This is a genomic window from Ruegeria sp. (assembly GCF_965243365.1).
Taxonomy (GTDB): Bacteria; Pseudomonadota; Alphaproteobacteria; order Rhodobacterales; family Rhodobacteraceae; genus Ruegeria.
Genome location: NZ_CBDEUW010000002.1, coordinates 329,525 through 351,374, shown reverse-complemented (window position 1 = coordinate 351,374; position 21,850 = coordinate 329,525). Strand labels below are relative to the sequence as shown.

The window sequence follows — 21,850 nt, the reverse complement described above, 5'->3', positions numbered from 1 at the left end:
CCCCTTATTGGTTCTGTCCGTTGCTTATGCCGCCTGAGAGGCGGAGAGAAAGCCCTGAAGCCGTTCGGATTCAGGGGTGGTGAAAATGTCCTCGGGTGTGCCTTCTTCTTCGATCAGGCCCTGATGAAGGAATACAACATGGCTTGAGATATCGGCCGCCATTTTCATGTCATGGGTCACGATGATCATAGTCCGGCCTTCCCCCGCCAGATCCTTGATAACCTTGATCACTTCCTGTTCCAGTTCAGGGTCAAGCGCCGAGGTCGGTTCGTCAAACAGCAGCGCCTCGGGCTCCATGCACAGTCCGCGCGCAATGGCTGCCCTCTGTTGCTGGCCGCCGGACAATTGTGCCGGATACACATCGCATTTGTCGCCTATGCCAACCTTCTCAAGGTATTTGCGGGCGCTGTCCTCGACTTCGGCCCGGTCCCGGCCCAAAACCGTGACGGGGGCTTCCATCACATTTTGCAGGATCGTCATGTGGGCCCATAGATTGAACTGCTGGAACACCATCGACAGATTGGTACGAATACGCAGGACCTGTTTCGGGTCAGCCGGGCGGCGGCCGTGGCTGTTGCCGGTCCATTGCACGGGTTCACCCTTAAATAGAATCTCGCCTTCCTGACTGTCCTCCAACAGGTTGCAGCAGCGCAGTAGGGTAGATTTTCCAGACCCCGAAGATCCGATCAGCGAAACGACGTCTCCGCGGTGAGCTGTAATATCCACTCCTTTAAGCACCTCGAGATTTCCGAAGCTTTTGTGCAGGTTCCTGATCTCGATGACGGGTGTGGTTTCTGTCACGGGTATTCCAAGTGTTCTGAGTGGTGCTGGTGCGGTACTAGGGCTGAAAAAATCGTCCTTTGCAATGCGCAAATGACACGTTCGAGACCGGAAATCGTCAAAATGACCATAGGTTCTGGTCATTTTGACCTGAGGTTGGGTGCAATGACCTCTGGTTCCGGGGGATTGGGCACCGCCAGATATAGCTCGGGTGGGATGTCGATCAGGTCCTGAAGATGCAGCAATTCACGATCACCTTCTGAAAGTTCTTCTATTGCGGCGCGTACGGCGCCAGCAATGCGCGGCACGTTCAGCCCATTGGCGGTGATGTAGGGCAGGGCGGGAGTCGGGTGGGTCGCCGCGACTTCCCGTAAGCGGGTACCCAGATCGGTGTGCTCTTTGAGCAATTCCCACGTCAGCGCGTCCAGAGAGGCATAATCGGCGCGTCCATTGGCCACGGCTTGTGCCGAGCGCGCGTGCCCTCCGGTCGCAACCAGCGCGTGAGGCAGCTTGCTGTGCTGGCCCAGGTGCACGATCGGCGCAGCCCAGCCGGACTGAGATAACGCTTCGTTGTAGGCAAATGTACCTTCCGCAAGCTGGTCCAGATCGCGTGGATCATCATCACGCGCAACAAGGATTGATCGATAGTATCCCGGTGGGCAATCTGGCAGCCCGTAATCCGGCGTACCGACCAGTTGCACTTTGCCGTGAAGACGCGTGCGGTAGGGCATGCCGCAGGTTTGGGCAAAAACCAGATTGGGGTCCAGCCAGATGTCCCAGACATTGGCGTCGCGGGTCAGTTGGGCGGGGCCATGGCCCAGTTGTAATCGAATCAACCCCCAAAAGCGGTCATTCGCGGCGTGCAGGGCGGGCATGTCATACATGCCCAGCATCGCCGTCACGACTTTTCGGCCTTTTGCCGGGCCAAAGCAGAATCGACATCGCTGACGCCAAGAAGGCTGACCACCAACCGCAACAACGAATCCTCTTCCCCGGTGCGCTGACCGTCAGCCAGAGCGACCGACCACATCGCCTGCACCACGGCGAGGCGATCCTCATAGGCCACCGCCTCTTTGATCGCGCGTGTAAACCGCACTGTGTCGGGGGCTTCCGCCTCAAGATCTTCGGCGCGCGCCCGCAAGGCCGCAGCTTCAAACGGAGACAGACCATATCGCTGGTTTGATATCTTATCGATCCGGGCCATTTCCGTGTCGGCATAGTCATTGTCGGACCGGGCGATACGCACCAATAGGGCTGTCAAAGCCAAACGGGCGTCATCATCGGCAAGCGGGTCGGGCTGCGGCTGTGTCAGCCGGGACAGGAAATCCTTGAACATGAGCAAGATATAGCTGCGGCTTAGCTGGCTTCCAAGCGGCTTTGTACCCGGTCGCGTGCAGCTTTGCTGTCGTTAAAGCTCAGGCCCATGGCAACGCGGGCTTCTTCGACAATCTTGATCTCACCCTCATCCGAGTCACCATCGGCCAGTACGACCTCCCACAGGGCATCCAGAGCGGCCAGCCGTTCCTCAAGGCCCGTAGTCTCACGGATCAGCTTACCGAACGTGTCGGTTTCGGGCGCGGCGGCATGCAGTTTTTCGCAGGTTGCGCGCACCTTGGCCGCCTCGATTGCGTTGTGCTGATACAGGCGCGCCAGGATGCGGTCGATCAGGCTGATCTCTTCCAGCTTATAATCCCGGTCCGCCTGTGCCACACGCACCATCAACGCACCCAATGCCAGTTCGGCATCCGGGTCGGGGAGGGCGGTCTGCTGCGGCGGGCGAAACGCCTGAAAGAACTTTTTTAACATGGGCCTAGAATATTCCGATATTTGCAATCCGCCAAGCGGAGACTAGCCAGCAAAGCCCCCGATGAACACAAGATCGCCCAACAAGACCGGATCACGCAGGGCTTGAGCCTGCTGAGAGTTGTCGCTTTCATAGCAGGTCCAAGCATCCTCCTGCGGTTCTGGGGGCAAGGTGCGAAGGAAACTGCAAAATTGCAATCCCTCAAAGCAAGTCAACCCTGAGGGTGCAGAGCTTCGCTGGCTTTGTCCTGAAGCCAAGCGATCATTTGCCGGTACGGCACGGGGCCATAGCTGATACGCCCCACGCCGAGTTTCGCCAAGGTTGGTGTATCGGGCGTGCCGGGCAGGGCGATGATGTTAACGGGCAACTCGGTTGCATCGCACAGGCGGGAGATCAGTGTCTCATCCTTCAGACCGGGCGCGAAAAAACCACTGGCACCGGCATCGGCATAAGCCTTGGCGCGGGCAATGGCGTCATCCAGCATCTCATTATTATGGGTGTCAGGATGCGCCTTAAGGAAAATGTCGGTCCGCGCATTGATAAAGGCCGGAACGCCCAACGCATCACAGCCTTCGCGCATGGCGGCAACCCGGGCAGCCTGAGTTTCGGTATCATACAAGTCTTTGGTTCCAACGACTTGGTCTTCGAAATTAAAGCCAACAACTCCGGTCTCAAGTGCGCGCTTTACATTGGTGGCCACGCCCAGAACATCCTCGGCATAGGCACCTTCGAAATCCAGAGTAACCGGGATATCGACTGCCTCGACAATACGCCGCACGTTATCCAGCGCCACATCGATTGGAATGTTCTGACCGTCGCCAAACCCTTGCGCCATCGCAACTGGCGCGCTTCCGGTTGCTATTGCCTGGGCACCCGCGTCGCGCACCGCGCCCGCGCTGCCGGCGTCCCAAATATTGTAAAGTATGACGGGGTCGCCCTTTTTATGCAGGGCAGTGAAGGTTTCGGCACGTTGGGCTTGCGTGGTCATGGGGCATCTCCTGTCGAAGCGTGCTCAACAGTTAACCCCATGCGCGAAAATCGCTAAGCGCTTAATTGTGTCGGTACATCACTTTGCAGCGACGGGATCAGACCAGGCGCGAGGTGTCCTTGGCTGCACGCACAAAGTCGCGGAACAACGGGTGAGGATCAAACGGCTTGGATTTCAGTTCTGGGTGATACTGAACCCCGATGAACCAAGGATGATCCGACCATTCGACGATTTCCGGCAGGCGACCATCCGGCGACATGCCCGAGAAATTCAGGCCCGCTTTTTCCAGCTTGTCGCGATATTTGATGTCAACTTCATAGCGGTGACGGTGGCGTTCCTCGATCTGAGTCCCGCCATAAACCTCGGCAACTTTGGAGCCGTCAGCCAACACAGCGTTGTAGGCACCCAGACGCATGGTGCCGCCCTTGTCATCGCCAACCTTGCGTTCGACCTTGTGATTGCCCTGCACCCACTCTTTCAGATGATAGACAACCGGCTCAAAACGCTTTTTCCCGGCTTCGTGGTCAAATTCTTCCGAACCGGCCTCGGTGATGCCAGCCGCATTCCGCGCCGCTTCGATCACGGCCATCTGCATACCCAGACAAATACCCAGATAGGGCACTTTGTGCTCACGGGCGTATTGCGCGGCCTTGATCTTGCCTTCCGTACCACGCTCGCCGAACCCGCCGGGTACGAGGATCGCGTGAAAACCTTCCAGATGCGGAGCGACATCTTCATTGTCGAAAACTTCGGCATCAACCCACTCGACCTTGACCTTGACTCGGTTGGCCATGCCGCCATGAGTCAGCGCCTCGGCAATCGATTTATAGGCATCTTCCAGCTGAGTATATTTGCCAACAATGGCGACCTTCACCTCGCCCTCGGCGTTGTGGATGCGGTCGCTGACGTCTTCCCATTTGGCCAGATCGGGCTTGGGGGCCGGGCTGATCTGGAACGCATCCAAAACCGCCTGATCCAGACCTTCGCGGTGATAGGCCAGCGGGGCGTCATAGATGGTGCTCAGGTCCTGTGCCGCGATCACACTGTCGGGGCGCACGTTACAGAACAAGGCCAGCTTTTCGCGTTCTTTGGCCGGGATCGGGCCTTCGGACCGGCAAACCAGAATATCGGGGGCCAGACCGATCGAGCGCAGCTCTTTCACCGAGTGCTGTGTCGGCTTGGTTTTCAACTCGCCCGAGGCCTTGATGTAGGGCAGCAGCGTCAGGTGCATGAAAATACACTGACCGCGCGGCTTGTCCTGGCTGAACTGACGGATGGCTTCGAAAAAGGGCAGGCCTTCGATGTCGCCAACGGTACCGCCGATTTCACAAAGCATGAAATCGACCTCATCCTCGCCAATGGCGATGAAATCCTTGATCTCGTTGGTGACGTGCGGGATCACCTGAATGGTTTTGCCGAGGTAGTCTCCGCGGCGCTCTTTTTCCAACACGTTGGAATAAATCCGCCCGGAACTGACCGAGTCGGTCTTGCGCGCGGCCACACCGGTGAAACGTTCATAATGGCCCAGGTCCAGATCGGTCTCGGCCCCGTCATCGGTGACGAACACTTCGCCATGTTCGAACGGTGACATCGTACCAGGATCGACGTTCAGATAGGGGTCCAGCTTACGCAGCCGCACCGAGTACCCCCGGGCCTGCAAAAGCGATCCCAAAGCCGCCGAGGCCAGTCCTTTGCCCAAGGACGAAACCACACCACCAGTGATGAAAATAAAACGCGCCATGTTTTTCGGCTGCTCCCGTGAGACGTCAAAATCAGCTGCCCGACGGTTCCGAAAAACCGCTGCATCACGGGACTTCACGTATAAAGGATTCGCGCCCATAGCGCAAGAGAACCGCAAGATGCTGTTGCAGCTCTCTTTTAGATTTCTAAGTGTAGTGGATCAGTCGGCTTGCGGGATCAGCGGTGCGTTGTCGCCCTGTGCCGGGGGCAGCAGGTCATCCGCCGACGGAACCGCCGGTGTGCTTTCCTCGGTCGACGCCGGAGCGGGAACGCCCAAACGGTCGATTACCGAGCTGCCCGAAGACTTCTGCGCGGCCAAAATAGTCAGCGTGATCGACGTCACAATAAAGCAGGCCGCCAGAATCCAGGTCAGTTTACCCAAAGCCGTCGCTGCGGCGCGACCGGTCATGGCGCCACCACCACCACCACCCATGCCAAGGCCACCGCCTTCGGACCGCTGCATCAGAACAACGGCGATCAGGCCAAGGGCCAACAGAAGGTGGATGATGAGAACGACGTTTTCCATGGTGGTCCTGTACAGCGTGGCGTGTATCGCGAGGTACTTATGCAAGTTTGCCAGCGGGGGCAAGGGAGGAGTTGGTATCAATACCCGTGATGCCCCATATCACGTCAAAGAGACTGGACAGCGGGGCCGCACCTCGCGCAGGCTGCGGCCCATGCCACATGACGATCACGACCACCCGCACGCCCTGTTGCCGCCGGAACCTGCGCTGCGCGTCAAAGCGCTGGAAACCATTCTGACCCGCAAGGGCCTGATCGACCCGGCGGCGCTGGATGAGATTATCGACACCTATCAGAACAAGATTGGCCCACAGAATGGCGCACGTGTGGTCGCCAAAGCCTGGAGCGATCCTTCTTTCAAAGCCGCGCTGCTGGAAGATGCCACGCCGGTTGTTGCCGATCTTGGTTATTACGGTCGGCAGGGCGAGCACATGGTCGTGGTCGAAAACACCCCTCAGCAACATAACATGGTCGTTTGTACCTTGTGCAGTTGCTACCCTTGGCCGCTGCTGGGTATCCCGCCCGGCTGGTATAAATCCGACGCCTATCGCGCCCGCGCGGTGCGGGAGCCGCGCAAGGTATTGGCAGAATTCGGTGTCACCTTGGCCGAGGGCACTTCGGTACGGGTCTGGGATTCAACCGCTGAGGTCCGTTATCTGGTCCTTCCCATGCGCCCCGCCGGTACGGACGGGATGAGTGAAGACGCACTGGCTGCGCTGGTGACACGCGACAGCATGATCGGAACCGGCCTGCCGAAGGTGCCATCATGACACGCGTTCATGACATGGGTGGCCGTTTTGGGGACGGTCCGGTTGTGCCCGAAGCCGAGGACGCCCCGGTCTTTGCCGAGGATTGGCACGCCAGAGCGCTGGCGGTGACGCTGGCCTCGGGGTTTCTTGGGCAGTGGAACATCGATGTGTCCCGCCATGCGCGGGAACGCCTGTCACCCAAAGACTACGCTCGGTTTTCGTACTACGAAAAATGGATATCCGGCCTTGCTGATCTTTTGGTGCAGAAAGATGTCCTGACGCCGGATGACCTGCGCGGGCAAGGGGAAGATGGCTCGCATCCTTTGACGCACAAGATTCTCAGGGCTGAAAAAGTTGCCGCAGCATTGGCCAAAGGCGGACCGGCGGATCGACCTTCGAATGCGGCCGCCCGGTTTGCTGTCGGGCAGGACGTGGTGGCGGCGAGCCCCGCGTCAAATCGGCTTGTTGATGGTGGTCACACCCGCTTGCCCATGTATGCCGCCGGAGCCAGAGGCCGAATCCTGCGGCTGCACGGAACACATGTGCTGCCCGATTCCAACGCACACGGCCTTGGCGAGGCCCCCGAGCCAATCTACGCTGTGGTTTTCCCGGCATCAGAGCTTTGGGCCAACCCGGAACATCCTGGCGACGAAGTGGTTCTCGATCTCTGGCAAAGCTATCTTGAACCTGCATGAGCGATTGCATCACCCATACCGCGCCCGAACCTGTATTTGCCGAACCCTGGCACGCTCAGGTTTTTGCGGTCACGGTCGCTTTGAACGAAGCGGGACGGTTTGACTGGCCTGACTGGGCCGCGCGTTTCTCGGAGACCCTTAAACGCAATGGCCTTGCACGAGAATTGGACGGTGGGGAGGACTATTTCCGCGCCTGGCTGGAAACACTCGAAGTTCTGCTGGCAGAGCAGGGCGCAGCGTTGCCGGATGATGTGCGCGACCTGCATATTGCTTGGGAAGAGGCGTATCTGACCACGCCTCACGGGCAACCGGTGCGTTTGTCGCAAAGCTAGGTAGGGGCTCTGCCCCCACCGCCCGTTCCGGGCGGCTCCCCCGGGATATTTTCAGCCAGATGAAGCAGGGGATCCGTTCTTCATCTGGCCCCAAATATCCCCGCCGGAGGCATCGCGCGTTGCGCGATTTGCGTCTGCGGCGAAATATCGGTTTCCCTGTCGCTTGTGCCCCGCTATATGAGCCGGGTTTGATTACTCAGCACAAAAAGGACCGGATATGGCCAACGTGGTTGTTGTCGGCGCACAGTGGGGCGACGAGGGAAAAGGCAAGATCGTCGATTGGCTCAGCGAACGAGCGGACGTGATCGCGCGTTTTCAGGGCGGGCACAACGCCGGACACACTCTGGTCATTGATGGCGAGGTTTATAAGCTGCATGCGCTGCCGTCCGGTGTCGTGCGGGGCGGTAAGCTGAGCGTTATTGGCAATGGCGTCGTTCTGGACCCGTGGAACCTGCTGAAAGAAATTGAGAGCATTCGGGCTCAGGGTGTTGAGATCACGCCGGACACCCTGATGATTGCCGAGAACACTCCGCTCATCCTGCCGTTCCACGGCGAGTTGGATCGGGCGCGCGAGAACCAGAACTCAGTCGCAAAGATTGGGACCACAGGTCGTGGCATCGGCCCGTGTTACGAAGACAAAGTCGGGCGCCGGGTCATTCGGGTGGCTGATCTTGCGGATGACGCCACTTTGGCGTTGAGGGTAGATCGTGCGTTGGTGCATCACAACGCATTGCGTAATGGTTTAGGGCTGGAACCGATTGACCGGGATGCGCTGATCGCTCAGTTGAAGGATGTTGCGCCAAAGATTCTGGAATTTGCCGGGCCTGTCTGGAAAGTGATGAACGAAAAGCGCAAAGCCGGTAAGCGTATTTTGTTCGAAGGGGCGCAAGGTGCTCTGCTGGACATTGATTTTGGCACCTATCCGTTCGTCACCTCTTCGAACGTGATCGCTGGTCAGGCCTCAACCGGTGTTGGTATCGGTCCCGGCTCAATCGACTTTGTTCTGGGTATTGTGAAGGCCTACACGACGCGCGTCGGTGAAGGCCCTTTTCCGACCGAGTTGGATGATGATGATGGTCAGCGTCTTGGTGAGCGCGGGCATGAGTTTGGCACCACAACCGGCCGCAAGCGACGCTGCGGGTGGTTTGATGCCTGTTTGGTGCGTCAGACCTGTGCAACCAGCGGCGTCAACGGAATTTCACTTACGAAACTTGACGTTCTGGACGGGTTTGAAACGCTGAAAATCTGCGTCGGGTATGAGTTGGATGGCGCGCGTCTGGACTATTTGCCCACGGCGGCCGATCAGCAGGCGCGGTGCAAGCCGATTTATGAAGAAATGCCGGGGTGGAGTGAATCCACCGAAGGCGCGCGGAGCTGGGCCGATTTGCCCGCAAACGCGATCAAATACGTCCGCCGGGTTGAAGAACTGATCGAGTGTCCGGTCGCGATGCTGTCCACCAGCCCGGAGCGGGACGACACCATTTTGGTGACCGACCCGTTTGCTGACTGATGGGTGGCGGTGGCAAACCTGGCCTGAGCTATAAGGCGCGGCGGCGGTGGTCATTGATTCTGCTGCTTATCGGATTGCCTTTGTACATCGTTGCTGTTGTGACGATAGTAAACTGGCTGGACCGTCCGCCGATCTGGCTGGAATTGTTGGTGTATGTCGGTCTGGGCGTTCTATGGGCCCTGCCGTTCAAATTTGTGTTCCGGGGTGTGGGCCAAGCGGACCCGGATCAGGACGCGGACTGATCTTGCCCCGTCTGCGCAGTGATATGAAGTCGTTGATCTAAGGCGCACCCGTTGTCCAATGATTTAGGGCCGGAGAAAACTCCGGCCCGTTCTTCGAGGGGGTAATCACTGGGTTTTGGTGACGCTCAACCGGCGGCGCGTTTATCGTCAGGGCGGAACCCGATCTCGGTCGAGGCCGCAAAACGACCGCCTCCGGCCTTTTCGATTTTGCCATCACGCAGCAGTTGACCAAAGGACCGCAGGCTTTCCTCGCGGTCGAACTCATCCGGCTTGAGAGAGCGGACCTTGTTCATCAATTGCGGGCGCGAGAATTGCTCTTGCCCTTCGATGAAGGAAAGATAGGCGGCGGCGGCTTCGAGAAGATCCGACAGGGACTGGGCCCCTTGTTCCTGTGCGAAGCTCGCAAACCCACCTTCTTCCACCATACCTTCCATATCCGACTGGACGCGGCGGGGCGTGACAGGGCCGGTATCACCACTGTCAGTGTCGACGCGCTGTTCAGCCACCAGTTTCAGCGGGGCAGGCGAGTCGGACCGGGGGCGGGTGCTGGTTACAGCCACTTCGGGGCGGCGCGGGCTAACGACGGACGCCAGATCACCGCGATACTCGGCGTCTTCGGTATCGTTTTCGTCGCTGGTCTCGCGTTCGGCCTCGGTTGCGGCAACTGCTGTGCGCAGGTGCGAATAGGTTTCCCGCTGGTCGTTTGTGGCCGGGTCGTCCATGCGGGCGTCGGCTGAATCCATAAGGCGCGAGACGTCTTCGTCCAGATTGTTGGCATCCTCAACAACCTGGTCCGCGTGTGCGGTCAACTCCGCCTCGACCAAAGAGATTTCTTCCAGCAGATCGGCCTCGTCCTCGGCGCTGAGTACGTTTTGGTCGGTTAAAGGTTCGTCATCAACCTGGGAGTCTTCTTCCAGAATGGAGCGAATGTCTTCGTCAGCCGCCCCGTCGTCCTCGGCAAACATGACGTCTTCCGATGTGACTTCGGGTTGGGCAGGTTCTTCTTCAACTTTGTCGGCACCGGTCAGGGCCAGAATTTCGTCCAGAGTATCCTCGTCCTGTTCAAACGCGGACTCGATCGAAACTTTGACCTCTTCCAGATCGACTGTTTCTTCCTCTTCGTACTCGTCGGTCGGGACGTCGAACGAGGATATGATCGACTCTGGCATCTCTGCCACGTCTTGTACCTCGTCCGCCACGGATGCTTCTGCGACTTCATCTTCGACCTCGACGTGGGCTTCAACCTCGGTTTCGTCCACGCTTACTTCATCGATCGCTGGTTCTTCGGTCGCCGCATCAGCGGATGCGTCCTGAGAATTTTCTTCTGCAAGGTCGGCCGGGTCCAAAGCGCCAGCCGCAAAGGCCTCGGCGATTGCGTCGACCGGAGGTTTGGCAGGCTCGATGTAACCGGTGTCCACATCCTCACCATACTGCGCGGCGCTTTCGTTGGAATGCGAGACCACCGCGCGAATGCGCTGCAGCTTGGCGGCGATGCTGTCAGCGGCAGCGTTGTCCGCAGGGGCAACCTCGGCTGGTGATGCCGCTGGTTCGGAAGGCACCGCATCAACCGGTGCGTTGGGCGGGGCGGGTGGCGTTGGCACAGCAGCGGCTGCTGTATCGGTGGCCCGCAGCAGCAAGCCGCTGTCTTTCTGGCTGGCTTCGACTTTGCGTGCGATATCGCGCTGAGCAATGCGGGTCAGCATTTCGGCGTCTGGTTGCGGCGGTTCGGAGCCGAAATACCGGTCATCTGCCGCAAGATCCCGGAAATATTCAGCAATGGCTTTCATCGTTTCAAATGAATCGTCAAAGCCTTCCAAAGTGCAGGAAAAGGTGCCGTAAGAAACGGTCAATACCTTGTTGTTCTGTACCATCAGACGCACGTCCTTTACAAACTAACAGGCCGATTTCCGGGCGCGTTGCACGGCATCGACTCTAAACTTTGTCCATGAGTCTATCATTTTGTGGTCTCATTATGTCCAAAAGCGGGAAAAATGGTCAATCTTACGAAAAATGGGCCAATTGTACGGTCTGAGGAGCCAATCGCGCTGTTTGGAGGGGGCTATATCGGTTCCGAGGACACGAATCTGGTGCTAAGTCGCGTCCAGCGCGCTGTAGCGGCGGATGGGGGCGCTGCGGCGCTGATCGATTCGGGGTACATGCCAGAGGTGGTGATCGGAGATTTTGACTCGCTCACACCTCAGTATCGCGACCGCATTCCAACCGACAGGCTTCACCCGATCCGTGAACAGGACAGCACAGATTTCGACAAAGCCCTGCGGAGTATCCAAGCGCCTTTGGTCATCGGTGTCGGTTTTCTGGGCGCACGGGTGGATCATCAACTGGCGGTCTTCAACTCACTGGTGCGTTTGCAAGATCATCCCTGCATATTGCTGGGCGCGCATGAGCTGGTTTTTCATGCCCCGCCCCGTATCGCGTTTTCGGTTGAGGCAGGTGAGACGATTTCCCTGTTCCCGCTCCGGCCCGTGACCGGGCGCAGCAAGGGGTTGGAGTGGCCGATCGAAGGGCTCGACTTTGCTCCGGACGGGCGGGTGGGAACGTCGAACCGTGCGCTGTCAGATGTCGAGTTGCAGATGGATGGGCCCGGCCTGCTGGTCATGGTGCCGCGTGCGGCGCTGGATCAGGTCATGCAGGCGTTTCTGTCGGGCCGGACCGGGCGCTGGCCCGCTCGTGCAGAATGACGTAAAGCCCCGCGCAGATCGTAATGACGATACCCAGCGCGGCAATGCCGTCAGGCAGGTCATGGAAGATGAGCCACCCAATCAGAGTGGCGACTGGGATTTCGAGATACTGCATCGGTGCCAGCGTGGCCGAGGGCGCATAGCGTAAAGACCATGTCATCAACAGATGCGCGCATGTGCCCAATACCCCGATACCCAGCAACAGCCAGAGGGTATCTCCGGTTGGAAGGACCAGCGTTAACGCAGCGACCTCGGCTTGAGTTCCCAGCAAAAGTATCGGCAGCAATGCGACCGTTGCCATCACGCCCGAGACTGCCTGCAATCCCACCGGATCGATCTCTTTGGCGATTTGACGTGTGACGAGCATGAACAGGGAAAAGACCACCGCGACGATCAGGGGTAGCAGCGCAGGCAGGCCGACCTCGGCAAAGCTTGGCTTGATCACCAGCAACGTGCCGACGAAACCCACCACGCAAGCTGCTACGCGACGGGGACCGACCTGTTCCCCAAGTACATACTTTCCCAGAAGCAGCATGATGAAGGGCATAACAAATGCAATGGCAACCGCGTCTGCCAGCGGCAGGTATTGCAGGGCGCTGAACATGGCCGCGATGCCGATGATATGCAAAGCGGTTCGGATGGCTGTCAGCCTCAGAACCCGGCCCCGCATTTTCCAGACGCGCCCAGTCGCAGCAATCAGCGGGATCAGGATCGCCGCTTGTACAGCGAAGCGAACAAACACCAGCACGCCCAACGGTAGGGTCTCTCCCAACAGCTTTGCCATCGCATCGCCAAGCGGTGCGAGGACGCAAAATCCGAGCATCAATAGGATGCCAAAGACGGGACGATCCTGTGTCATGCCGCGACGCTAGCCTTTTGACAGGGCCGAGGGAAGCGTTCTGACTATTACCGATCCGGCAGCGGCTGAACTTTCGTGTAATCCGGTCCGATGCAGTTCGGCAGCCCGTCATCCAGCTTGAGCCAGTTGAGTTTTTCTTCATGCGCCACATGCAGCGTTGGTCGCAATACCTCGGGGTCTTCCAGCGCAGCCACATACAGATGCATGACATCCGACATGGCGGTCGAACGAAATGACATCGGCGTTCCGCAAGTCGGGCAGAATGTGCGCTCGACGCCGGGGGAAGAGTTGAACACGCGCGGCTCTATGCCCGTCCAGCGCCATTGGCCGTCGCGAACCCCGAAATAGGTGGTCATCGGGGCCGAGCATTGCCGCCGACAGCTTTCGCAATGGCAGGAAACGCAGGAAAGAACCGGTGGATCGACTTCAAAGCCGACAGCTCCGCACAGACAGCGGCCTTTCATGGGGCACCTTCCTTTCGCGTTTTCGCTCGGTTCGGTGTCAGCAGTTCGGGACGTTCACCGCCAACCCGCCGAGTGAGGTTTCCTTGTACTTTTCATGCATGTCCAGCCCGGTCTGGCGCATGGTTTCAATGGCCGAATCCAGCGGCACAAAGTGCTGCCCGTCACCGCGCAACGCCAGCGAGGCCGCCGACACCGCCTTGATGGCGGCCAAGCCATTGCGTTCGATGCAGGGTACCTGCACCAGTCCGGCGACGGGATCGCAGGTCATGCCCAGATGATGCTCCAGCGCGATCTCAGCCGCATTTTCCACCTGTTCGGGGGTGCCCCCCATGACCGCGCAAAGGCCCGCAGCAGCCATGGCCGAAGCGCTGCCGACTTCAGCCTGACATCCGGCTTCTGCACCTGAGATCGATGCGTTGTACTTAACCAGACCACCAATGGCGGCGGCGGTCAGCAGGAAATCCTCAATATGGCTGTCGGATGCGCCCGGCACATGATCAAGATAATACCGAAGCACCGCAGGCAGAGTGCCTGCCGCCCCATTGGTCGGCGCGGTGACGACCTGCCCACCGGCGGCGTTCTCTTCGTTCACTGCCATTGCATAAACGCTCATCCAGTCGTTGATCGTGTGCGGTGCGGTCAGGTTCATGCCGCGTTCAGCCATAAGCGCGTCGTAGATCCCCTTGGCGCGGCGGCGGACTTTAAGGCCTCCGGGCAGAATGCCATCCGTTTTCAGACCCCGCTCGATGCAGTTGTTCATGACTTCCCACAAGCGGGCAGTTCCCTTGGCAAAGCTGTCGGCACAGCCGCGCGCGATCTCGTTCTCGCGCTTCATCTGGGCGATGCTTTTGCCGCTGGATTTTGCCATGTCCAGCATCTCGGCCGCGGACTGAAATGGGAAGGGCACCGGAGCGCCGTCATTGGTGTCCTTGCCTTCGGCCAGTTCTTCTTCGGTCAGGACAAAACCGCCGCCGACCGAGTAATACACTTGCCGTAGGATCACGTCGCCTTGCGCGTCGGTTGCCATCAGGATCATGCCATTGGCATGACCGGGCAGGGTGTTGTCGTAGTCAAAGACCAGATCGGCCTTGGGATCAAACTGCAGTGTTGGCAGGCTTTCGGGCGATACCGAGTGCGTTGTTGCGATTTCCGCCAGTGCCAGTTCCGCTTTGTCATTGTCGTAGTTGTCCGGCACGAATCCGGCGAGGCCCAGAATGGTGGCCCGGTCTGTCGCGTGCCCTACACCGGTGAAGGCCAATGAGCCATGCAGCGAGCCGCGCAGACCGGCGAATTCGAACGGCGAGGCGCGCATCAGGTCCAGAAACCGTGCGGCGGCAACCATGGGGCCCATGGTGTGTGACGAGGACGGGCCAATGCCCACTTTGAACATATCGAAGACAGAGAGGAACATGTCAGGTAGCTGAGCCTTCTGAAGGGTTGGCATAGGTGGGTGAGGTAAAGGGCGTGGCGCCCAGCCCCTCGGCTTGAATGGCGGCGCGCGTTGCGGGCCGTGTTTCCAGCCGCATCACGAGCCCTCGCAGATGGGGCGTGTCCGGCAATTGAAACCAACTGCGGTCCGACCCGGCAGGATAAAGCGCCATCCACCGCAGCATGCAGGCCAGATAATACCCAAGAACCGAAGGGTGATCCGGTGACAGCCAAGCGGGTGCGCGCTGCGCCTCGGTATCCATCAGTTTCAGATGTTGCCGCAGACGTGTACGCATACCGGCACGCAGGGTTTCAGCCTGCGCAGGGTCGATGTACTTTTTGGCATAGAACAGAATGCGCAGATCCGCGTGCAGGGTGTTTGAGGCAAAGAACAGCCACTTCAGAAACGCAGCCCGGTCAGGGCTATCCGCGCCGGGGGCCATTTGCCCATGGCGATCCGCTAGCCACAGCAGGATGGCCGCGGTTTCAAAGATCGGCCCCTCTGGGGTCTCGAGCACCGGGATCAGGCCATTTGGATTCAGCGCGCGATAGGCCACACTATCCTGTTCGTTCCGTCTGCGGTCGACCAGAACGGTTTCATAAGGCAGGCCCATCTCTTCCAACACCAGCCGGATCACCAGCGAAGCGTTGTCGGGGGCGTAGTGCAGGCGGTAGGGCGAATCCATGTGTTCTATGTATGATGTAACACAGTCTGGCGAAGCCCTGATTGCGACGTTTCCGATAGGAAACGCGCATTTCGGCGACATGTTTACGGGGCGGTGGCGTGAATTGGCGCTCGCAGTCGGTCCGAGCATTCCGTATAACGCCTGTAACTGTCTGAGGGGAAAAGGCCATGTCGGCAGAAATGACACCGATTGAAACGGCCAAATACGTCGCCGCGCGGCGGGCTGCCGAATTTGTTCAGGACGGAATGCGCGTTGGCTTGGGCACCGGCTCGACTGCCGACTGGATGGTTCGGCGGCTGGGGGAGCGGATCAAAGACGAAGGTCTGCAGATCAAAGGCGTGCCGACATCTGCTGCAACCGGACAACTTGCGCGTGAGGTTGGCATACCCGTCGTTTCGCTTGATCAGGCGGGGTGGTTGGATCTGACCATTGACGGAGCTGACGAATTTGATGGTGAGTTCAATCTGATCAAGGGCGGCGGCGGTGCGCTGCTGCATGAAAAGATCGTTGCAACCGCCAGCGATCAGATGGTTGTGATTGCCGATGCGGGCAAAGAGGTCGAAACGCTGGGCGCCTTTCCCTTGCCGGTCGAGGTGATCCCGTTCGGCTGGCAGACGACCCGCACCCTGATTGAAGAAGCTCTGGATGCCATGGATGTGCTAGGCACTTCGGTCACTCTGCGGATGAAGGGCGATGCGCCTCGGGTTACCGATGAAGGCAACCATATTCTCGACTTGCATCTGAAAAGGATCGGTAATGCGCGGCATCTAGCGCTGGTGTTGAACCAGGTCCCCGGCGTGGTCGAAAACGGCCTGTTTCTGGATATCTGCGACAAGGTTGTGATTGGCTACGGTGACGGGCGGGTCGAGCTGCGTGATCTGAACGATGGCTCTGTGGAAACCGATCAGCCGGGCGACAAGGCTGAAAACCTGTTTTCAGATTTGGCAGACTAGACACCACGGATTGGGCTGGGGCCTTGCCAGAGCGCGATTTTTCAAACAAAGGGGTTGGCAAGTGGCTGATTGCCCCCAGATATCCAAAGATTTTTGACAAATGAAACGAAGGAACCGGCATGAGCTTTGACTATGATCTTTTCGTCATCGGCGGAGGCTCGGGTGGCGTGCGCGCGGCGCGTGTAGCGGCGGGCGAAAACGGTGCCAAAGTGGCGCTGGCGGAAGAGGATCGTTATGGCGGAACCTGCGTAATTCGGGGCTGTGTGCCCAAAAAGCTGATGGTTTTTGCCAGTGAATATGCGGGCATGGTCGAAGATGCGCAGGCCTATGGTTGGGATGTCCAGCCCGGAGCGTTTGACTGGGATATCTTCCGTGGCAAACTGTATGCAGAACTGGATCGGCTGGAAGGCATCTACCGGAACATTCTGAAGAACAACGGCGTTGAAACCTTTGATCAGCGTGCCCGTCTGGTAGATGCACACACGGTGGAACTGGCCGATGGAACCCAAAAGACGGCCAAGCATATTCTGGTGGCCACAGGCGGTCGGCCGGTTGTGCCGCAGCTCCCAGGCTCGGATCTGGCGATTACGTCGAATGAGATTTTCCATCTCGAAAAACTGCCCGGCTCGATCCTGATCGTTGGCGGTGGATACATCGCATCAGAGTTTGCCGGGATCATGAACGGGATGGGTGTCAAAACCACTCAGTTTTATCGCGGCGCGCAAATCCTGCGTGGCTTTGATGAAGAGGCGCGCGGTCTGATCTGTGAAGAGATGCGTCAGAACGGGATTGATGTACGTTTGGGGACCAACGTGCTTGAGATGACGCGGGACGGGGACCAAATCCGCGTCAAGGCGACTGACGGCACTGAAGACCGGTTCGATGTGGTTATGTATGCAACGGGCCGTTCACCGAACGCCGATGATCTTGGTCTTGAGGCAATTGGCGTCGAACGCGGCCGCAAGGGTGAGATTGTAGTGGATGAATACAGTCAAACCGGCGTACCTTCGATCTACGCCATTGGCGATGTGACTGATCGGGTGAACCTGACTCCGGTTGCGATCCGTGAAGGCATGGCCTTTGTTGAAACCGTCTTCAAAGGTAATCCAACGCCGGTGGACCACGATCTGATCCCGACAGCGATTTTCACTCAGCCAGAGTTTGGTACGATAGGTCTGAGTGAAGAGGAAGCCTCGGCACAGGAACCGATTGAGGTTTATGCGACCTCGTTCAAACCGATGCAGAAGGCTTTCGCTGGTGGCACCCAACGGGTTTTGATGAAATTGATCGTCAGCCAGTCAACCCGCAAGGTGTTGGGATGCCACATTGTGGCACCGGGCGCGGGCGAGATGATCCAACTGGCGGGCATTGCGGTAAAGATGGGCGCAACCAAGGAAGATTTCGACCGCACGGTTGCGGTTCACCCGGTCATGGCCGAAGAACTCGTGACAATGCGGCAACCTGTGCGCACTGCTTGATTTGCAACCGCGCGCACACAAGTTACAAGGGAACCCGTGATCACACGGTCCAACACGAAGGAATTGATACATATGGCGGGCAACAGCGGTGGCCCCTGGGGGGGCGGAGGCTCTTCCGGCGGCGGAGGAAATCGGGGTAACAACGGGGATGGGCGACGCCCACCCGAAGGCGACGGCCCGCAGATCCCCGAGATCGACGAGTTGATGAAGAAGGGTCAGGAACAGCTGCGCGTTCTTATGGGCGGTCGTGGCGGTTCGGGCCGTGGCGGCAGCGGTCAGGGTGGCGGCGGTGGTCCGGCATTCACCAAGGGAACTGTCGTGATTGGTTTGCTGGTCGCGGCTGGTTTGTGGGGGCTCGCCAGTTTCTACACCGTGAAGCCGGAAGAACAGTCGGTTGAGCTGTTTCTGGGTGAGTTCTCGGCCGTTGGCAATCCGGGCCTGAACTTCGCGCCGTGGCCATTTGTGACTGCCGAAGTTATCCCGGTCACGCGCGAACAGACCGAAGACATGGGCGGTGCGCGCGGTAGCGATGACGGATTGATGCTGACCGGTGACGAGAACGTGGTCGATATCGATTATCAGGTCGTCTGGAACATCAACGATCCGGCTAAGTTCCTGTTTAACCTGCGTGATCCACGCGAAACTATTCGTGCAGTGTCGGAATCGGCCATGCGTGAGATCATCGCGCAAAGTGAACTGGCTCCGATCCTGAACCGGGACCGTGGTATCATCGCGGACCGCCTGCAAGAACTGATCCAGTCGACAATGGACAGCTACGATTCAGGCGTGAACATCGTGCGTGTGAACTTTGACAAGGCGGACCCGCCGCAAGACGTGATCGCCGCCTTCCGCGACGTTCAGGCTGCCGCGCAGGAGCGTGACCGGCTGCAGAACGTGGCCGATGCCTATGCCAACCGAGTTCTCGCGGAAGCCCGTGGTGAAGCCGCGCAGGTGCTGGAAGAGGCGGAAGCCTATCGCGCCCAGCAAATTAACAGTGCTCAAGGTGAGGCCAGCCGTTTCAGCGCGGTTCTGGAAGAATATTCCAAAGCGCCGGACGTGACCCGAAAACGTCTCTATCTGGAACGGATGGAGCAGGTTCTGGGTGATGTCGACAAGATCATTCTTGACGAGAACTCGACCGGACAAGGGCAGGGGGTCGTACCCTATCTGCCGCTCAATGAGCTGCGCCGCAATCAGGCCGAGGGGAACAACTGATGCGTAAATCGACATTCATTCTGCCGGTTCTCGTAATCGCAATAGTCGGGCTTCTGTCTTCGATCTTTATCGTGGATGAACGTGAACGGGCGCTGGTTTTGCAATTCGGTCGTGTTGTCTCGGTTAAGGAAGATCCCGGACTGGCATTTAAAATTCCGTTGATTCAGGAAGTGGTGCGCTATGACGACCGTATCCTTTCGATTGATGTGCAACCGCTTGAGGTTACGCCTCTGGATGACCGCCGTCTGGTGGTTGACGCTTTTGCACGCTATCGGATCGCGGATCTGGAACGCTTCCGTCAGGCCGTTGGTGTCGGCGGAATTCCAGTGGCCGAGGATCGTCTGGACCGTATCCTGCGCGCTGAAACGCGTGAGGTTCTGGGTTCGGTTTCGTCCCGAGACATCCTCAGCTCGGACCGCGCGGCCCTGATGCTGCGCATTCGCAACAGCGCCATTGCCGAAGCGCAGGCGCTGGGCGTCAGCGTAATCGACGTGCGTTTGAAGGCGACCGATCTGCCGCAGGCCAACCTTGAGGCGACCTTCGACCGGATGAAGGCCGAGCGGGAACGTGAAGCAACCGACGAACGCGCCCGTGGTAACGAGGCCGCGCAGCGTGTCCGTGCGCAAGCCGACCGGACCGTGGTTGAACTGGTCTCGGACGCCAACCGCGAGGCCGAGATCATTCGCGGTGAGGCCGACGCCGAGCGCAACGCGATCTTTGCCGAAGCCTTCGGTAAAGACCCGGAGTTCTTCGAATTCTATCGCTCGCTATCCGCGTATGAGCGCGCGCTTGGCGGCAGCAACAGCTCGATGGTGCTGAGCCCGGATTCCGAGTTCTTCAACTACCTGAAATCGCCCACAGGGCAGGCGACCCAGTAATGGGTATGATCCTTCTGGCCTTAGGGCTGGTACTGATTGTCGAGGGGCTGGCCTATGCGCTGGCCCCTTCGCTTATTGAACGGATGCTGGAAGCCCTGCGCGCCTTGCCGGAACAGGCGCGGCGGCTGATGGGTCTTTTATGTGTGGTCAGCGGTCTGGCTTTGCTTTGGGCAGCATATCAAGTCGGTTTTTAGCTCACGCACCGGTGATTTCCCCGCGATCCTGTGTTGCGGGCTTGGACAAACTGACTACATTGTTTTGCAACAGGCGCCGTGAATACGGTCGGAGCGTTTCTATAAGGAGATCCCAGGTGCAGGCACAGGCACGCAGTCTTTCAGTCCAACGCGATGAAACGAACATGAAATTGCGGCTGATGTGGTTGGGGTTCGCCACCATGTTTTTTGTCATGGCTCAGACCCTTATGGCCCATGCCCGTGGTGAGAGTTTGGCCCCCTTGGCCGAACAGATCAGCCCGGCGGTGGTGAACATCACCACAAGCACGCTCATAGAAGGTCAAACCGGACCGCAGGGTATCGTGCCCGAGGGCTCTCCGTTCGAGGATTTCTTTCGTGAATTTCAGGACCGGAACGATGACGACGGCACCCCGAGCCCGCGTCGCAGTAATGCGCTGGGATCGGGTTTTGTGATTTCTGAAGATGGCTTCATCGTAACAAACAATCATGTCATCGCAGAAGCCGATGAAATCCTTGTGGAATTCTTCCCCGGGGACGGTCAACCCAAAAAGGAATTGCCCGCCCAGGTTATTGGCACCGACGAAAAGACAGATATTGCACTGCTGAAGGTCGAAGCTTCAGGGCCACTGAAATACGTCCAGTTTGGCGACAGCGATACAGCGCGGGTGGGCGACTGGGTTATTGCCATGGGCAATCCGCTGGGGCAGGGGTTCTCGGTCTCGGCCGGGATCGTTTCAGCCCGGAACCGTGCACTCAGCGGATCGTATGACGACTACATTCAGACCGATGCGGCGATCAACCGGGGAAACTCGGGCGGGCCTTTGTTCAACATGGATGGGCAGGTGATCGGCGTGAACACCGCGATTCTTTCACCCAATGGCGGCTCGATCGGGATCGGATTTTCGATGGCGTCGAATGTGGTGATCAAGGTTGTCGATCAGCTTCGCGAATTCGGTGAAACCCGCCGCGGCTGGCTGGGCGTCCGTATTCAGGATGTGACCGAAGACATGGCCGAGGCGATGGGCCTTGAAAAACCCGGCGGCGCACTGATCAGCGATGTCCCTGAAGGACCAGCCAAAGAGGCCGGGCTGCTGGCGGGCGATGTGATCCTCAGCTTCGATGGGGTCGAGGTTGAAGATACGCGCGCGCTGGTCCGGCAGGTCGGCGAGACGTCGGTCGGCAAATCCGTTCGCGTCGTGGTGCACCGTGATGGCGGAACACAGACCGTTCTGGTGACGCTGGGCCGCCGAGAGGATGCCGAACGCGCAGAAGAAGCTGCAGAAGAATCTCCCGAGGCGGTTGAAGAGGAAAACAAGGACATCCTTGGCCTGACGATCTCACCCCTGACGGATACCCAACGTCAGGATATGGGGCTGGATGCAGATGCCGAAGGGTTGGTTGTCACCAATGTCGATGAGACATCCGAAGCATATTCGAAAGGCCTGCGCGCAGGGGATGTGATCACCGAAGCGGGGCAACAGAAAGTGACTTCTATCGACGAGCTTGAGGCTCGTATGGAAGAAGCGCGCGAAGCGGGGCGGAAATCGCTGTTGTTGTTGGTGCGCCGAGGAGGCGAGCCCAGGTTCGTGGCACTGAGCCTCGGAGAATAAGCTTTGCAAATTAGGGGCCGGGCA

General features: G+C 58.7%; 24 protein-coding genes. 12 read left to right on the top strand and 12 right to left on the bottom strand.

Annotated features, from left to right (window positions below; genetic code table 11):
* Positions 1-24 precede the first annotated feature (24 nt).
* From ACP0GE_RS05435 to secG, 7 genes are all read right to left on the bottom strand, one after another.
* Positions 25-801, bottom strand: a complete 777-nt coding sequence (locus tag ACP0GE_RS05435; protein ID WP_424830982.1) for an ABC transporter ATP-binding protein — start codon at positions 799-801, stop codon at positions 25-27.
* A 119-nt stretch (positions 802-920) separates the two neighbouring features.
* Positions 921-1,673 (bottom strand): phosphate/phosphite/phosphonate ABC transporter substrate-binding protein, encoded by a 753-nt coding sequence (locus ACP0GE_RS05430; RefSeq protein ID WP_424833810.1) that lies wholly within the window; start codon positions 1,671-1,673, stop codon positions 921-923.
* A gap of 5 nt (positions 1,674-1,678) precedes the next feature.
* A complete protein-coding gene (locus ACP0GE_RS05425; RefSeq protein WP_424830981.1) occupies positions 1,679-2,116 on the bottom strand; it encodes a TerB family tellurite resistance protein in 438 nt (145 codons plus the stop codon).
* A 20-nt stretch (positions 2,117-2,136) separates the two neighbouring features.
* Entirely contained in the window at positions 2,137-2,586 is a 450-nt protein-coding gene (locus ACP0GE_RS05420; RefSeq protein ID WP_424830980.1) for a TerB family tellurite resistance protein, read from the bottom strand.
* Positions 2,587-2,795: 209 nt separating this feature from the next.
* Positions 2,796-3,572, bottom strand: a complete 777-nt coding sequence (locus ACP0GE_RS05415; protein ID WP_424830979.1) for an isocitrate lyase/PEP mutase family protein — start codon at positions 3,570-3,572, stop codon at positions 2,796-2,798.
* A 97-nt stretch (positions 3,573-3,669) separates the two neighbouring features.
* On the bottom strand, positions 3,670-5,313 hold the full coding sequence (locus ACP0GE_RS05410) for a CTP synthase (RefSeq protein ID WP_424830978.1): 1,644 nt from the start codon (positions 5,311-5,313) through the stop codon (positions 3,670-3,672).
* 159 nt (positions 5,314-5,472) lie between these two features.
* Positions 5,473-5,838 carry a preprotein translocase subunit SecG gene (gene secG / locus ACP0GE_RS05405; RefSeq protein WP_424830977.1) on the bottom strand — a complete coding sequence of 122 codons (366 nt, stop codon included), beginning with the start codon at positions 5,836-5,838 and terminating at the stop codon, positions 5,473-5,475.
* Between the two features lie 151 nt (positions 5,839-5,989).
* On the opposite strand from secG, the gene nthA reads away from it, so the two are divergent.
* The 5 genes from nthA (at position 5,990) to ACP0GE_RS05380 (ending at position 9,362) form a co-directional block, all read left to right on the top strand.
* A complete protein-coding gene (gene nthA, locus ACP0GE_RS05400; RefSeq protein ID WP_424830976.1) occupies positions 5,990-6,604 on the top strand; it encodes a nitrile hydratase subunit alpha in 615 nt (204 codons plus the stop codon).
* Positions 6,601-7,278: a nitrile hydratase subunit beta gene (gene nthB, locus ACP0GE_RS05395; RefSeq protein ID WP_424830975.1), complete on the top strand. Its 678-nt coding sequence runs from the start codon at positions 6,601-6,603 to the stop codon at positions 7,276-7,278. Before nthA ends, nthB begins: the two co-directional genes overlap by 4 nt.
* Complete coding sequence (locus tag ACP0GE_RS05390) at positions 7,275-7,610, top strand: nitrile hydratase accessory protein (protein ID WP_424830974.1); 336 nt, start codon at positions 7,275-7,277, stop codon at positions 7,608-7,610. Before nthB ends, ACP0GE_RS05390 begins: the two co-directional genes overlap by 4 nt.
* Before the next feature lie 217 nt (positions 7,611-7,827).
* On the top strand, positions 7,828-9,120 hold the full coding sequence (locus ACP0GE_RS05385) for an adenylosuccinate synthase (protein WP_424830973.1): 1,293 nt from the start codon (positions 7,828-7,830) through the stop codon (positions 9,118-9,120).
* Entirely contained in the window at positions 9,120-9,362 is a 243-nt protein-coding gene (locus ACP0GE_RS05380; RefSeq protein WP_424830972.1) for a DUF2842 domain-containing protein, read from the top strand. Before ACP0GE_RS05385 ends, ACP0GE_RS05380 begins: the two co-directional genes overlap by 1 nt.
* Before the next feature lie 125 nt (positions 9,363-9,487).
* Here the strand turns inward: ACP0GE_RS05380 and ACP0GE_RS05375 are convergent, their stop codons facing one another.
* Complete coding sequence (locus tag ACP0GE_RS05375) at positions 9,488-11,233, bottom strand: hypothetical protein (RefSeq protein ID WP_424830971.1); 1,746 nt, start codon at positions 11,231-11,233, stop codon at positions 9,488-9,490.
* 120 nt (positions 11,234-11,353) lie between these two features.
* Between ACP0GE_RS05375 and ACP0GE_RS05370 the strand changes: the two genes are divergently transcribed.
* A complete protein-coding gene (locus tag ACP0GE_RS05370; RefSeq protein WP_424830970.1) occupies positions 11,354-12,061 on the top strand; it encodes a thiamine diphosphokinase in 708 nt (235 codons plus the stop codon).
* Here ACP0GE_RS05370 and ACP0GE_RS05365 read toward each other — a convergent pair.
* From ACP0GE_RS05365 to ACP0GE_RS05350, 4 genes are read right to left on the bottom strand one after another with little or no spacing between them, the layout of a single operon-like run.
* Positions 12,006-12,920, bottom strand: coding sequence for a DMT family transporter (locus tag ACP0GE_RS05365; RefSeq protein ID WP_424830969.1), 915 nt, complete (start codon positions 12,918-12,920; stop codon positions 12,006-12,008). The two genes, ACP0GE_RS05370 and ACP0GE_RS05365, sit on opposite strands and share 56 nt — an antisense overlap.
* A 47-nt stretch (positions 12,921-12,967) precedes the next feature.
* Positions 12,968-13,384, bottom strand: a complete 417-nt coding sequence (locus ACP0GE_RS05360) for a GFA family protein (protein ID WP_424830968.1) — start codon at positions 13,382-13,384, stop codon at positions 12,968-12,970.
* 37 nt (positions 13,385-13,421) lie between these two features.
* A complete protein-coding gene (locus ACP0GE_RS05355) occupies positions 13,422-14,795 on the bottom strand; it encodes an L-serine ammonia-lyase (protein WP_424830967.1) in 1,374 nt (457 codons plus the stop codon).
* A 1-nt stretch (position 14,796) separates the two neighbouring features.
* Complete coding sequence (locus ACP0GE_RS05350) at positions 14,797-15,498, bottom strand: glutathione S-transferase family protein (RefSeq protein ID WP_424830966.1); 702 nt, start codon at positions 15,496-15,498, stop codon at positions 14,797-14,799.
* A gap of 167 nt (positions 15,499-15,665) precedes the next feature.
* Here ACP0GE_RS05350 and rpiA point away from each other — a divergent pair, with 167 nt between their 5' ends.
* The 6 genes from rpiA (at position 15,666) to ACP0GE_RS05320 (ending at position 21,826) form a co-directional block, all read left to right on the top strand.
* The gene (gene rpiA / locus ACP0GE_RS05345) at positions 15,666-16,451 is read left to right on the top strand and encodes a ribose-5-phosphate isomerase RpiA (RefSeq protein WP_424830965.1); all 786 of its coding nucleotides are present in this window, start codon (positions 15,666-15,668) and stop codon (positions 16,449-16,451) included.
* 119 nt (positions 16,452-16,570) lie between these two features.
* On the top strand, positions 16,571-17,929 hold the full coding sequence (gene gor, locus ACP0GE_RS05340; RefSeq protein ID WP_424830964.1) for a glutathione-disulfide reductase: 1,359 nt from the start codon (positions 16,571-16,573) through the stop codon (positions 17,927-17,929).
* 72 nt (positions 17,930-18,001) lie between these two features.
* Entirely contained in the window at positions 18,002-19,144 is a 1,143-nt protein-coding gene (gene hflK, locus ACP0GE_RS05335) for an FtsH protease activity modulator HflK (RefSeq protein WP_424830963.1), read from the top strand.
* A complete protein-coding gene (hflC, locus tag ACP0GE_RS05330; RefSeq protein ID WP_424830962.1) occupies positions 19,144-20,022 on the top strand; it encodes a protease modulator HflC in 879 nt (292 codons plus the stop codon). The genes hflK and hflC overlap by 1 nt, the downstream gene beginning before the upstream one ends.
* The gene (locus ACP0GE_RS05325) at positions 20,022-20,216 is read left to right on the top strand and encodes a DUF2065 domain-containing protein (RefSeq protein WP_424830961.1); all 195 of its coding nucleotides are present in this window, start codon (positions 20,022-20,024) and stop codon (positions 20,214-20,216) included. Before hflC ends, ACP0GE_RS05325 begins: the two co-directional genes overlap by 1 nt.
* A 164-nt stretch (positions 20,217-20,380) precedes the next feature.
* Complete coding sequence (locus ACP0GE_RS05320) at positions 20,381-21,826, top strand: Do family serine endopeptidase (protein WP_424830960.1); 1,446 nt, start codon at positions 20,381-20,383, stop codon at positions 21,824-21,826.
* Positions 21,827-21,850 lie beyond the last annotated feature (24 nt).